Annotated in this window: 10 protein-coding genes; 8 read left to right on the forward strand and 2 right to left on the reverse strand. The window is 59.3% G+C overall.

The annotated features are described in order from the left end of the window. Positions 1-229 precede the first annotated feature (229 nt). From acpS to tsaD, 6 genes are read left to right on the forward strand one after another with little or no spacing between them, the layout of a single operon-like run. Positions 230-769 (forward strand): holo-ACP synthase, encoded by a 540-nt coding sequence (acpS, locus tag FYJ40_RS08670; RefSeq protein ID WP_154515166.1) that lies wholly within the window; start codon positions 230-232, stop codon positions 767-769. Beyond that, positions 770-2,386, forward strand: a complete 1,617-nt coding sequence (locus FYJ40_RS08675; protein ID WP_154515164.1) for an NAD(P)H-hydrate dehydratase — start codon at positions 770-772, stop codon at positions 2,384-2,386. A 2-nt stretch (positions 2,387-2,388) separates the two neighbouring features. Continuing rightward, a complete protein-coding gene (alr, locus tag FYJ40_RS08680; protein ID WP_154515162.1) occupies positions 2,389-3,534 on the forward strand; it encodes an alanine racemase in 1,146 nt (381 codons plus the stop codon). Positions 3,535-3,542: 8 nt separating this feature from the next. After that, entirely contained in the window at positions 3,543-4,163 is a 621-nt protein-coding gene (locus tag FYJ40_RS08685; protein WP_154515160.1) for a uracil-DNA glycosylase, read from the forward strand. Between the two features lie 12 nt (positions 4,164-4,175). Beyond that, positions 4,176-4,682 carry a tRNA (adenosine(37)-N6)-threonylcarbamoyltransferase complex ATPase subunit type 1 TsaE gene (gene tsaE, locus FYJ40_RS08690; protein WP_154515158.1) on the forward strand — a complete coding sequence of 169 codons (507 nt, stop codon included), beginning with the start codon at positions 4,176-4,178 and terminating at the stop codon, positions 4,680-4,682. Beyond that, a complete protein-coding gene (gene tsaD, locus FYJ40_RS08695) occupies positions 4,669-7,053 on the forward strand; it encodes a tRNA (adenosine(37)-N6)-threonylcarbamoyltransferase complex transferase subunit TsaD (protein WP_154515156.1) in 2,385 nt (794 codons plus the stop codon). The genes tsaE and tsaD overlap by 14 nt, the downstream gene beginning before the upstream one ends. Before the next feature lie 271 nt (positions 7,054-7,324). On the opposite strand, the gene FYJ40_RS09265 is transcribed toward tsaD, so the two are convergent. Both FYJ40_RS09265 and FYJ40_RS08705 read right to left on the reverse strand, forming a co-directional pair. Beyond that, positions 7,325-7,732 (reverse strand): type II toxin-antitoxin system RelE/ParE family toxin, encoded by a 408-nt coding sequence (locus FYJ40_RS09265; RefSeq protein WP_370513640.1) that lies wholly within the window; start codon positions 7,730-7,732, stop codon positions 7,325-7,327. Continuing rightward, positions 7,623-8,039, reverse strand: a complete 417-nt coding sequence (locus tag FYJ40_RS08705; RefSeq protein WP_370513641.1) for a type II toxin-antitoxin system prevent-host-death family antitoxin — start codon at positions 8,037-8,039, stop codon at positions 7,623-7,625. The genes FYJ40_RS09265 and FYJ40_RS08705 overlap by 110 nt, the downstream gene beginning before the upstream one ends. Positions 8,040-8,493: 454 nt before the next feature. On the opposite strand from FYJ40_RS08705, the gene FYJ40_RS08710 reads away from it, so the two are divergent. After that, positions 8,494-10,383, forward strand: coding sequence for a carbon starvation protein A (locus tag FYJ40_RS08710; protein WP_154515152.1), 1,890 nt, complete (start codon positions 8,494-8,496; stop codon positions 10,381-10,383). Positions 10,384-10,565: 182 nt separating this feature from the next. Beyond that, positions 10,566-12,728 (forward strand): hypothetical protein, encoded by a 2,163-nt coding sequence (locus FYJ40_RS08715; protein ID WP_195838518.1) that lies wholly within the window; start codon positions 10,566-10,568, stop codon positions 12,726-12,728. Positions 12,729-13,214: the final 486 nt, after the last annotated feature.

Genomic DNA, 13,214 nt, shown 5'->3' on the forward strand with positions numbered 1-13,214 from the left:
TCGCGCCGAGAGTACTGCGGGGCCAGCCCGTGGGAGGCCAGGGCGCCGCTGACCGGTGGACGGCACCGAGCCGTGCGCTTGACCTGAGAAGGGGGAGGCCTCGCGGCCTCCCCCTTTTTCGTTTCTCAGGCAATTTGTCTCACATAGTAGCTGTGTTTTATAACCCTCGTTTGTCGCATGTTCTTTGAACGGGCTACAATATCGTAGTCTGTGTAGCATGGAGGTGAACATGGCTGAAGCTGGTATCGGCGTTGATATCGTCGAGATTTCCCGAATGAAATCAATCCTTGAGAAGACGCCGTCGTTTGCCCGGCGCGTGTTTACCGATGAAGAGCGTGCGTATTGCGATGCGTCGTCTCGCCCTGCCGCTCATTATGCCAGCCGCTTTGCCTCTCGCGAAGCGGTACTTAAGGCACTTGGAACGGGGTTTAGTCAGGGCGTTGGACGTAAGGACGTTTCCGTAACACGCGATAGGCTCGGCAAGCCAAAGGCTCTGCTTTCTGGTCGCGCTCTCGAAATCGCCCAGGATTTGGGTGTTGTCGAGGTTGCTCTTTCTATTACCCTTACGGGTGACTTGGCTGTCGCTAATGCCATTGCGATCACCGAGGATGCTCGACCTAAGCCTAAGGAAGAAAAAATGAGCACCAAGGAGCGCGTTGCCCAGACATTTAAAGAGGCTCGTTCTGTATTGGATGAGCTTGAACAGCTGCAACAATCTGCTTTGTCGGAGCATTTGATCGATAATCCGCAAGATACGCAAGGAGCATAGATGAAACCGGTTTTGAGTACCGAGGAAGTTGTTCGCCTCGAGGATATCATCGAGCGCGAGGGCACCTCGAAGGCCGAGCTCATGGAGTTGGCAGGTGAATTTGCCGCCAACGAGATTTTAAAGCTCAACCCTGATCGCGTTCTTGTGCTGGTCGGCTTTGGCAATAACGGCGGTGATGGTTGGGTCGCTGCGGATATCCTGACCCATAAGGGCGTTGATGTTGATATCGTTTCTCCAGTTGAGCCGGATGAGATTCCTGCTGCCCTTGCTCGTCACGTTGCCCGTCGCACCGCCGGTCGCGACGTTCATGTGTGCGTTGGGCCTTCGCGAGACGAGCTAGAGGTTCTCATTAACAAAGCGGATGTCGTGGTCGATGCTATTTTTGGTACCGGTTTTCACGGCAACCTTCGTGCGCCGTTTTCTATTTGGATTCCTACGGTTAACGAGTGCGCCGATCACGTTGTTTCTATCGATGTTCCCTCGGGCCTGAATGCCGAGACGGGCGTTGTGGATGACGACTGCATCCGTGCCGAGCGTACCGTGACGATGATTGCCCCTAAGATCGGCCTCTACAGCGCTGACGGTCCGGAGTATGCTGGCGATCTGGTGTGTGGCGGTCTGTACGACCGCCTCGACGAAGTCATCGATGATGTCGATCATGCTGCCGAGATCGTTGAGCCCGGTGATCTGGTGGACTACTTTGCCCCGCTGCCCACGAATATCGATAAGTATTCGCGCGGCTCCGCGCTCATCGTTGCCGGGTCGGCACAATATCCTGGTGCCGCCATCATGGCCGCAAAGTCTGCCGCTCGTGCTGGTGCCGGTTATGTGGCCGTTGCGACGCCCGATGCGTGCGCCAACCTTATTCGTATGGCGCTCCCGTCGATTCCCGTTTTCGCCATTCCGTCTGATTCCCGTGGATCTTTTGGTGCTGCTGCGCGTATGACAGTGTGCGAGATTGCTAAGAAGTACAGCTGCGTTGTGTGTGGGCCTGGCATGACGACGTCTGCCGGATCGATGCAAGTCGTTTCGGGCCTGCTTGAGCTCGATGTGCCGCTTATCCTAGATGCAGATGCGCTCAACTGCCTTGCCAAGATTGCAATCGACGGCATCGACAGTAATCCCGAGATGTACCGTCGCGAGCAGCCGCTCGTTATGACGCCGCATTATCGTGAGCTTTCGCGTCTTGTTGCCGGCGACGAGGTCAATGATCTTGGCACTGCGATTGCCGCTGCTCAAAAGATTGTCTGGGCTGCCGGTTCCCATAATCTCGTTGTTATCGCTAAGGGCCCGACGACGGCCATTTGCGGCGTCGAGCGCGTGCTGCTGCCGCTTTCGGGCCCAGCGTCGTTGGCGACCGCTGGCTCGGGTGATGTCCTCGCAGGTATCCTTGCAGGAACGCTTGCGACCATGCGTGACGAGATGGACCGTTGGGAGCTGCTGTACTCGTATGCCGTCGCACTCCACAGCTATGCCGGCTTTGCTGCGGCGACGGAGTATGGCGAGAAGAGCGTTATCGCGACCGATCTTATCGACTTGATCGGTCCCGCCATGGAATTGGCGGCAAAGGATGCGCTCGATGATCTGGGAATCATGGACGAAGGGTCGGATGACTAATCATGAATAAAGCCGATTTGACGCGTTGGTCCTGGGTCGAGATCGACCGCGGGGCGCTCCGCCGCAATACGAGGGCCTATAAGAACTTGCTAGATCCGCGTCAGCGCCTGTGCTGCGTGGTTAAAGCCGATGCTTATGGTCATGGAGCCGTCGAGTGCGCCAAGATCATGTATTCGGCCGGTGCCGACATGTTTGCCGTGGCGACGGTCAGCGAGGGTATTGAGTTGCGCCAGGGCGGAATCACCAAACCCATCCTGATTCTAAGCGAGCCTCCCATCGAGGCTATTCCTTCATTGCTCGAGTTCGATATCATGCCCTCGGTCTATACGTCCGATTTTGCTCTTGCGTATGGCGAATGTGCCGTCGCGGCGGGCAAGGTGGGCAAGTATCATCTTGCCATCGAGACGGGTATGAACCGCATCGGCGTTCACTACACGCAGGTGCTCGACTTTGTCCGCGGTATTAATTTCCATCGCGGTATTCAGTGCGACGGCGTATTTACGCACTTTGCCACGGCCGACGAACCATCGGGTTGGGACTACAAGCTGCAGTGCCAGCGCTTTACCGAGGCCGTTCAGGCCATTAAGGATGCGGGTTTTGAGTGCGGTATCGTGCACTGTGCCAACACGCCGTCCTCGATGCTCGACCCCTCGATGCATTTTGATATGATTCGCGCTGGCGTTGGCTTGTATGGCATGCAGCCGTGCGAGCTGAGCGGCCGCGTGATGCAGCTTGATCCCGTTATGAGCGTTCATGCGCGCGTGACGCGCGTGGCGCATCCTGCGATGGGCGAGGGCGTAGGCTACGGTTTTACCTACCGCGTACCGCGCACACGCGTTCAGATCTGCACGCTGCCGATCGGATATGCCGACGGCCTTTCGCGCACGCTTTCCAATCGTATGGACGTGCTGTATCGCGGTGAGCGCGTGCGTCAGGTCGGAAATATCTGCATGGATCAGTTTATGGTTGCCATTCAGTCCAACCCGGCTCACGAGATTCCCGAGGCCGAACATGGCGACGAGATGATAATTATCGGTCGCGATGGCGATGCCGAGATTACCATGGATGAAATGGCGCGCCTGCGCGGCACGATTAACTACGAGGTCGCCTGCGGCTTTGGCATGCGTCTCGACAAGGTCTACGTGTAGGGGCCGCTATGGGCGTTATGCACATCCCCGGCCATAGCCATCAGGCGCCGCGCGAAGTTGCACTCGAGGAGATCGAGGCCGTCCTGGGCGATTGCCGCCTTTGCCAGCTTTACCAATCGCGCCACAATATCGTGTTTGGGGTGGGAAACCCCCGCGCTCGCGTGATGTTTATTGGTGAAGCGCCGGGCCGTAACGAGGATTTACAGGGCGAGCCCTTTGTGGGGGCGGCGGGTGAAGACCTCAACGGCATTCTGTCCCTGGCGGGCCTTAAGCGTGAAGATGTCTATATCGCCAATGTGCTTAAATGTCGCCCGCCGGGAAACCGCAATCCGCGTCCCGAGGAAGTGCTTGCTTGCTCACCGTTTTTGCGCGAGCAGATTCGAAGCATCTGGCCCGATATCATCGTGACGCTCGGCAATCCCGCAACGCACTTTGTGCTCAAGACCGAGATTGGCATTACCAAGCTGCGCGGCAGGTTCCATCAGATGGGGCACTTTGTGGTGATGCCGACGTTTCATCCCGCGGCGGCGCTGCGCAATCCGGCGTGGCAGGAGTTGCTGGAGGAAGACTTTAAGATGCTGGGCGACTATCTGGTGCGACATCCCGCGCCAGAGGGCGCCTCGGAATAATAAGGAGCGTATATGTCCCTGGAGCGCCTGGGGCTAGGTACCTACAAAACGGCTCGTACTGCCGATACGGAGCAATTTGGCGAGTTGGTTGCACCGTGTCTAGAAAATGGCGATGTGCTGATACTGACCGGCGGCTTGGGCGTGGGAAAGACCCACTTTACCAAGGGCGTCTCGCGCGGCTTGGGCGATGAGCATATGGTCACGAGTCCTACGTTCGCGCTCATGGCCGTTCACGACCAGGGGCGTATTCCGCTGTTCCATTTTGATCTGTACCGCTTGGAGCATGCCTACGAGCTCGAGGATACGGGCATTTTTGACGTGCTCGGCTATGAGGGCGCTTGCCTGTTGGAATGGGGCGAGCAGTTTCAGGACGAGCTGACGGATGAGTATCTCTCGGTGACGCTTAGGCGCGATGAGGACGATAGCGACGTGCGAACGATCGCGCTCGAGGCGCACGGCGAGCGCGCGACGGAGCTTTTCGATTTGATTGATAAGGCTGTACAAGATGAGCTTGCATAACGACAACGCGCTGGTAGTGGCGCTCGATACTTCGACCGACATGCTTGCCTGCGCGGCAAGCTGGATTGATGAGCAGACGGGCGAGGCGAAGCTGGTGAGCGGGGACCATCTGTGTCGTCGCCATGCCAACGTGGAACTTGTGAATACCGTCGATGACGTGTTGGCGCAGGCCGGGCTGAATCGCGGCGATGTCGGCTGTTATGTGGTTGGACGCGGCCCGGGTTCGTTTACGGGCGTTCGCATTGGCATCTCGACCGCTAAGGGTCTGGCGCGCGGTGCCAACGTGCCGTTGCTGGGCGTGTCGACACTTGACGCTTGCGCCTGGACGGCGTGGAAGGCTGGCGCGCGCGGCAAGCTTGGTGTTCTTGCCGACGCCATGCGTGGCGAGGTGTATCCGGCTCTGTACGTGCTGGGGGACGAAGGTCCCGAGCGTCTGTTTGAGCGCGAACACGTGGTCAAAGCCGCCGTGGCGCTTGATGAGTGGCGCCAGGCCGCGGACTGGAGCCAGGTTAAGCTGACTGGTGACGGTCTCGTACGTTATGGCAAGCTGCTGAGTGAGGATGAGACTGCGCGCTGCGTGGAGCGAGACCTGTGGTGGCCCTCGGGCGAGGGCCTTCTGATGGCGCACGCCGCGGGCGACGGTAATCCGGCTCGCGTTTTGCCGATCTACACGCGTCTTTCGGATGCCGAGGAAAATGAGCGTAAGCGCCTTGGGCTTGCCGAGAGCGCCCAGAGCGAGATTACGGGTGTTGCCGACGAGCTCGCCGGCCGCCATCTGCAGTTCCGTCCCATGGGCGCGGCGGATGCCGAGGGCGCGAGCGCATTGGAGGCCGCCTGCTTTGAAGGCGCCGGACACGAGGCGTGGACGCCGGGCATGTTCCTGTCCGAGCTGGGCGAGGGCGTTGCCGCGCCGCGTAGCTGGTGGGTGGCGCACGACGACGGTCGGCTGCTGGGACTTGCCGGCGGCATGGTCGTCGACGGTGACGTTCAGATTATGGACGTCGCGGTTGATCCTGCTCATCGTCGCGAGGGCATTGCCCGCAAGCTGCTGTCGCACGTGAGCTATGACGCCCAGATGCTCGGCTGCACCACTGCTTCGCTTGAGGTTGAGGACGGCAACGAGGGTGCGATTGCGCTCTATAGCGCCTTGGGCTTTACCGAGGCGGGTCGTCGCCGTGGCTACTACGGCGTCGGCAAGGATGCCATCGTCATGACGGCGTCGCTGCCCCTGGTGCTTCCTCTCGACAATGCCTCGCCCGAGCCAACGGCTGCCGAGCAGCGCGTCTGGCCGCTGCCTGAGCCCGAGCGCACCGCCGAGGAGCGTGCCGAAATCGAGCGCCGTCGCCTAGTTCTTGCCATCGAGAGCTCTTGCGACGAGACGGCTGTTGCGATTATCGATGCGGACGGCAATATGCTGGCCAACCAGGTGTCGACGCAGATTGATTTTCATGCTCGCTTTGGCGGCGTGGTGCCCGAGATCGCCTCGCGCAAGCATGTCGAGGTGATTGTGAGTGTCGTAGATGCGGCGCTTGAAGATGCCGCGGTATCGCTTGGCCTTGAGGGTGGAGCGATTGCGCCAAGTGAGCTTGCCGCCGTGGGTGTGACGCAAGGCCCGGGCCTGGTGGGTGCCCTGGTGGTGGGCGTCGCCTTTGCCAAGGGCTTTGCGTATGCTGCCGGTAAACCGCTCGTGTGCGTCAATCATCTGGAGGGCCACCTGTTCGCCAACCTGCTGGCGCAGCCCGACCTTAAGCCGCCGTTTATCTTTACGCTTGTCTCGGGTGGGCACACCATGCTCGTGCACGTAAAGGCATGGGGCGACTACGAGGTACTTGGCGAGACGCTGGACGACGCCGTGGGCGAAGCCTTCGACAAGGTTGCCAAGGCGCTGGGCCTGGGCTATCCCGGTGGCCCCATCATCTCCAAGCTCGCCGAGACGGGCAATCCCCGCGCGATCGATTTTCCCCGTGCGCTTAACAGCAGGGGAGACTACCGCTTCTCGCTTTCGGGCCTCAAAACCGCTGTGACGTTATACATCGAGCAGGAGACCAAAGCCGGCCGAACGATCCACCTGCCCGACCTGGCAGCCTCGTTTGAGGCGGCGGTCTTTGACGTGCAGTACAAGAAGGCCAAGAACGCCCTGCACGCCACCGGGTGCAAGGAGTATTGCATCGGCGGCGGCGTCTCGGCCAATCCGCATCTGCGCGAGATGATGATTAAGAAACTCGGGCGTCAGGGGATTCGCGTAACGGTGCCGCCTCTCTCGGCCTGTACTGACAACGCCGCCATGATTGCGGAGGTCGCTCGCCGCAAATTCGACCGAGGTGAAATCTCGCCGTTCGACGTCGACGCCGATCCAAACATGACGCTGTAGTCGTATGGGCGCGGTTCCCGACGCTGCCCGGGCGCCAGCGGCCGCATATGAACTTTCCTGCTCTACAGTCCTGCTCACGACGGAGGCCACATTAAGTGGCCTCCTGTTCGTGCGGAACTCGCGATAAAGTTCATATGCGGCCGCTGGCGCCCGGGCAGCGTCGGGAACCTTTCTGTATCTATGCAGCTACTGAGCTGGATCGCCGTCGACAACGTCCGGCAAGGTTAGCCAGCCTGCGTCGAATTTACGGCGTGCTTTAGCTGAGAGAAACCTACCTGATAATCGACTCAATATCTCGGCTTTTATATAGCAGTCGGCGGACTTCCATGACGTCGTCGATGACGACATAAAAAACCATGTAGTTGCCAACGTAGAAGCGGTAATACGGGTGCAACCGTCTTCTTGTCGAAGGGTATGTTGGTGACATGGTTGGATTCTTGAGATGCTCGAGTATGCCTGCTTCAACATTGTCGACAAGCCTATTTGCTGCAGCGGGGTTATTGAGATCAAAGGCGATATATGACGCTGCTTGGCTGAGGTCCTCCCAAAATAGGGGAAGATAGCGGAGCTTATAGTGCCTGTTCATCGAGACCGCCGTCGAGCATTTTTCTGACAGAGCCAAAGACATCGTCGTGTGTATAGCGAAGTTGCATGCTGGCAGCCTGACGATCAGCGGCATCAAGTGCGCTCTCGATTGTATTGCACAGTGACTTGTACTGCTCAAAGCTCATGACGACCATAGAGCCCCGCCCGTTTTTAGTTAGAAAAACCGGACCCTCCTGCTCGACTTCGCGTTCAACATCCGGGTAGTGATTTCTAAGATCTGAGACCGGCCTAATATTCACAGCCACCTCCTGAGCTATCAGGATATTATCGTAATTATGATAACAGAGTTGAGATTTGGGATGGGAACTCCTCGGGGGCGGGGCGGGCGCCTGCCGCCATATATGAACTTTATCGCGAGTTCCGCACGAACAGGAGGCCACTTAATGTGGCCTCCGTCGTGAGCAGGACTGTCCGAGCAGGAAAGTTCATATATGGCGGCAGGCGCCCGCCCCGCCCCCGAGGAGCATCTCTCAAGCAAAAACTGTCGTGGGGTAAAGTCCGAGGCCAGTGACGTTTTATACCGAGAAATTCAAATAAAGTTGAAAATTCATTACATATTTGCGTTGACTTTAGGCAACTAAAGTTTCATACTCCTTTTTCATCCACTGGGGGATGTGAACACGCACGGATCGTTCGCATCATGATTGAAGAGGATTTCTTAGACATGTTCACACATCAGCTAAACATTATCAGCGTAGTAATTATCTGATGCGGGTTAGCACATACAGCTAGCCCGTACGATAACGGGCGGCTGATGAAGATGAGGGCCGTCGAGCGCAACCGACGGCCCTCATTTTTTATGTCTAGGAAGTTCTTTTTAGAGGAGGAAATGTAATGAACGGAGTTTTGCTCATGGTTGTGGCCGCGGCGGTGCTCGCCTGCGGCTATCTGGGCTACGGCCGCTGGCTGGCTAACAAGTGGGGCGTTGATAAAGAGGCCCTCACGCCTGCCAAGCGCATGAAGGACGGCAAGAGCTTCTCGCCCGTCTCCGCCTTCACCGCGTTCTCGCATCAGTTCAGCTCGATCTGCGGTGCTGGCCCTGTTACGGGTACGATCGTCGCCATGGCCTTCGGCTGGCTGCCCGTCGTGCTCTGGGTCCTCGTCGGCGGCATCTTCTTTGGCGCCGTTCACGACTTTGGCGCCCTGTACGCTTCGATGAAGAACAACGGCAAGTCCTTGGCTCAGCTCATCGAGAAGTACATCGGCAAGACCGGCCGTCGCCTGTTCCTGCTGTTCTGCTGGCTGTTCTGCATCATCGTCATCGCCGCTTTTACCGACATGGTCTGCAAGACGTTCATGTTCACCCCGGTCGTTGACGCCTCTGGCGCTGCCACCGGTGCCATCGACTTCACCAAGTCCTATGCCGCTGGCTGCGCTGGTACCATCTCCATCCTGTTCACCTTCGTCGCCATGGCCTTTGGTTGGGCTCAGAAGAAGTTCAACCTCACCGGCGCTGCCGAGTTCGTCACCGGCGTGGTGCTCATGGTCCTCATGTTCACCGTCGGTATGCAGTTCCCGGTTTACCTGGACAAGTTCCAGTGGTTCGCCGTCGTCATGGTCTACCTGGTCTTTGCCGGTGCCATGCCCATCCAGATGCTCAAGACCCCTCGCGACTACCTCACTTCCATCATGATGATCGTCATGATTGTCTGCGCTGTCCTCGGCATCGTCGTCCTGGGCGTTAACGGCCAGGCCACCATCACCGCTCCGGTTTTCACCGGCTTTAGCAATGCCTCGGGCATGATGTTCCCGGTCCTGTTTGTCTCCGTTGCCTGCGGCGCTCTCTCCGGTTTCCACAGCCTCGTTTCTTCGGGCACCTCTTCCAAGCAGGTCGAGAAGGAGCAGGACGCCGTCAAGGTCGGTTATGGCGCCATGATCGTCGAGTCCTTCGTCGGCATCCTCGCCATCATCGTCGCCGGCATCATGTTCTCCGACATGAACACTGCCGGTACCGGCGCCCTCAACGCTGGCGTCGCTTCCACCCCGTTCCAGATCTTCGCTGCTGGCATTTCTCGCGGTATGCAGGCCTTCGGCGTTGACGGCACGCTTGCCACCGTCTTTATGACCATGAACGTCTCCGCTCTGGCCCTGACCTCGCTCGACGCCGTCGCCCGCATCGCCCGCACCTCGTTCTCCGAGTTCTTTGCCCAGACCAACGACGCCCTGGCCATCGAGTCCAAGGCCGGTTACATGAAGGTCCTCGGCAACCCCTGGTTCGCCACGGTTGTCACCCTGCTCCCCGGCCTCGCCCTCGCCTTTGGCGGCTATGCCAACATCTGGCCGCTCTTTGGTGCTTCCAACCAGCTGCTCGGCGGTATGACCATGATCACCCTTGCCGTGTTCTGCAAGTGCACCGGTCGCAAGGGCTGGATGCTCTACGTGCCCGTCGCCTTCCTGCTCTGCTGCACCTTTACCTCGCTGGTCCAGAGCGCTATGGGCTGCATGACCGCCGTCCAGGCCTACGGCTTCTTCGGTACCATCCCGGCTACCGCCACCACGGCCGCAGTCTCCGTCGCCGCCACCAAGGGCCTGCAGCTCGTCTTTGCCGTCCTGCTGATGGTCCTGGGCCTCATCGTTGCCGTCAACTGCCTCAAGGAGCTCTTCGGCAAGGAGGCCGGTTCCATGCCCGACGAGGAGCCCGAGTGGTCCGAGATGGGCAAGGCCGAGTATGGTCGCGCTGCTGCTGTCGAGGCTCCCGCAGGCGCCGAGGCCGCCAAGGCCTAATCGACCTAAGGGATTGAACGTCACATCTATATGACTCGGAAAGGCCGGGTCCGCAACTGCGCGGACTCGGCCTTTTTCCATGCAAAAGCTAGTGTGCCCGGGTGTTCTCGCAGATGTTTTGCGTGGATAGGGGCGTGCGTTGTACCATATAGACGTATATGTGTACATATGAAAGGGGCCCCGTGGCCAAGACGGTATATTCCGATAACCAAAACAACGTCGATGCCCTGGCTGAGCGTCTGAGCAGCCAGACGTCGCTTTCTGCCGAGCGTGCCAAGCTGGTTGCCTACGACCTGCTCTGCCGCAAGGCGCTCAAGATCAAGTCGAGCGCGCTGGCACAGATTTTCCGTTCCGTCGATAAGGAATGTGACACCAAGGCGATGCGCGATGAACTTATCGCGGCAAAGATCGTTACCAAGATCGAGGGCAGCGGCGTTAACGGGCGCCCAGCGTTCTATACCATTAATGCCGAGATTCGCGATGTCCAGGAGCAGCCTGCCGAGGCTGTCGAAGAGGCCGTCGAGGACGTTGTCGAGGCGCCTGTTGCGGTGGAAACGGCTCCGCGCGAGAACGTCGACACCGATGAGCTGCTTGACGAGAGCGTCGTTCGCGCCTTTACGGCCAAGGCGGGCCGCGGCGGTTTTGGCGGGGGCGGTAAACGCGATGCGCAGCGCCGTGCCCAGCAGGAGCGCTTCCGTCGCGCCGTGGCTCAAAAGGATGCGACGGATGTCGAGCCCGTCGAGGATGAGGCTGTTACCGAGCCGCAGTGCGCCGCTGAGGTCCAGGAGCCCAAGCGTCGCCGCGGTGCTCACTTTAAGGCCGAGCAGGGAGGTGTTGTGTGCGACGTTCAGGAGTCCGTCGAAGCTGCTGGTGCACCCGAGGAGCCCGTCAAGAAGGCTCCGGGTTCATGCCGTCCCGGACGCGGCTTTATGGGTCGTGCGTATCCCGCAAGGCGTCAAGAAAAGACCGACCAGGCTCCCGCTGCACCAGCGGAGAAGGCTGAGAAGGCTGCCGAGCCGATGGTCCGTGAGCAGAAGCCTGTTGAGCCGCGGCCTGCGGGCGATGTCGAGCCCCGAGGCCAGCAGTCTGCGGGCGAGAAAGCGGGGGAGAGCGCTTCGAGCAAGCCTCGCCGTCGTCGTCATCGTGGCGGCCGTGGCTCAAATGCCGAATCCGTGGCCGAGCAGGCAGCGGGGCAAAACAAGGATGCGAAGACTGAGATCCCGGCGGAGCAGCCCAAGCGCCAGCCAGTAAAGGGGGGCAAGCCTGAGCGTTCGCAAAAGGGCTCGTCCGCGCCAAAGCAAGAGCGCAATACTCGGACAGATTCCAAGTGCAAATCCCAGACGCAGCCCAAACCGACTGCAAACGATGCGGCCTTCCAGCAGTCTGAGCCGCCCGCTCATGGCGAGGTTTCGGCGTTTGCTCTGGCCCGTGTCCTGGGCAGGCAGCTGCTCAAGGTCGTTCCCACACCTGCTGCACTCTCCAAGATTAAGGAGCAACAGACTCAAATCGTTAAGGTTGAGGGCAAGGACGGCAAAAAGGTTTCGCAGCGCACTCAGCACAACGAAATGTCCAACCGCAAGATTGCCGAGGAGATTGCGATCATCCAGGCTTGGATTGAGCAGAATCGCGGTGCCGACACGCCGGTCGCCTCGCGTCGCCAGCGCGCCTACCAGATTTTTAACGATGAGAAGGCCTTTGACGGTAAACACGGCGAGCGCTTGATTCGGCGTATGACCGAAAAGGGCATCAGCATGCAGGCGATTAAGGTCGCCCCCAACCGCCCCGTGCACTTTACGGGCTTCTTTACGCTGGGCGCCGACAAGCCGTTCATTATGGTCGAGAACCTAGACACCTATGACGAGATCGTCAAGCTCCTGCGCGGCCGCAAGCACGCTAAGCTCTTTGGCACCAAGGTGGGTGGCGTGATCTTTGGCGGCGGCTGCAAGGCGAGCGTCTCGCACGCACTGGATGATTATCTGGCCGAGATCGGCTATCGCTTTAACTATGTCTACTACGTGGGCGATATCGACCGAGAGGGTGCGCGCATCGTCGAGCAGGCCCGCAATGCCAATGTGGTTGAGATTCGCTTGCATGCCGGCATGTATCGTGCCATGCTCGCAGAGCACAAGCGTCGCGTGAAAGCTGGCGGCGAGTGCGAGCCTGCGGCTGCCAATCAGGGTGTGCCGCAGAATTTGGCGGCGACAATCAAAGATCTGCCTATGGTCACGCGCGTGCAGTTCCGCAATGTGCTGCGCGAGGGCGGTCGCATTCCGCAGGAGATTCTGATGACCGCCGACTATCGGGATGGCGACTCGGGAAGCTTCGACCGCATGCTGAACAATTAGGGACGCGTGGCCCCCGGCGGGCCGGGCATTAAGTTTGCTGCTCTACAGTCCTGCGCAAGACGAAGGCCACATTAAGTGGCCTTCTTTGCGTGCGGAACTCGCGACAAACTTAATGCCCGGCCCGCCGGGGGCCACGCGCCATTTTGTAGATGACGGCTCGCTTTTCGGAACGGGGCTGATATTTTCTAGATGTAAGGCGCTCTTGGTCCTTTCGGGCTTGGGGCGTCTGTCTTTTGAGGGTGGATGAGCCGGTACTTGGTGGCGTTCCTTTAGTGCCGGCACTTTGGGAACGTCCCCAAGTGCCGGTTGAGATACGGAGAGCCCGTTGTTGATATGGGACGGAGGGATTCCGCGTCCGCCTGCCGGCGGCCGCGCCCCGCTGCGTCGCTCCGCTCCTTGCGTGCTGCGCTGGAAAACGCTTCGCGTTTCCTCAGCTCCGCACCCTTGCGGGTTCGAATCCCTCCGCATGCCCACAAGAAAGCGCCC

The sequence above is a fragment of the Collinsella sp. WCA1-178-WT-3 (M1) genome (assembly GCF_009696325.1).
GTDB lineage: Bacteria > Actinomycetota > Coriobacteriia > Coriobacteriales > Coriobacteriaceae > Collinsella.

What these genes read in the sequence shown, in the direction of transcription:
- acpS (WP_154515166.1), top strand. Translation starts at nt 230, where the DNA reads ATGGCTGAAGCTGGTATCGGCGTTGATATCGTCGAGATTTCCCGAATG.
- FYJ40_RS08675 (WP_154515164.1), top strand. Translation starts at nt 770, where the DNA reads ATGAAACCGGTTTTGAGTACCGAGGAAGTTGTTCGCCTCGAGGATATC.
- alr (WP_154515162.1), top strand. Translation starts at nt 2,389, where the DNA reads ATGAATAAAGCCGATTTGACGCGTTGGTCCTGGGTCGAGATCGACCGC.
- FYJ40_RS08685 (WP_154515160.1), top strand. Translation starts at nt 3,543, where the DNA reads ATGGGCGTTATGCACATCCCCGGCCATAGCCATCAGGCGCCGCGCGAA.
- tsaE (WP_154515158.1), top strand. Translation starts at nt 4,176, where the DNA reads ATGTCCCTGGAGCGCCTGGGGCTAGGTACCTACAAAACGGCTCGTACT.
- tsaD (WP_154515156.1), top strand. Translation starts at nt 4,669, where the DNA reads ATGAGCTTGCATAACGACAACGCGCTGGTAGTGGCGCTCGATACTTCG.
- FYJ40_RS09265 (WP_370513640.1), bottom strand. Translation starts at nt 7,732, where the DNA reads ATGCCGCTGATCGTCAGGCTGCCAGCATGCAACTTCGCTATACACACG.
- FYJ40_RS08710 (WP_154515152.1), top strand. Translation starts at nt 8,494, where the DNA reads ATGAACGGAGTTTTGCTCATGGTTGTGGCCGCGGCGGTGCTCGCCTGC.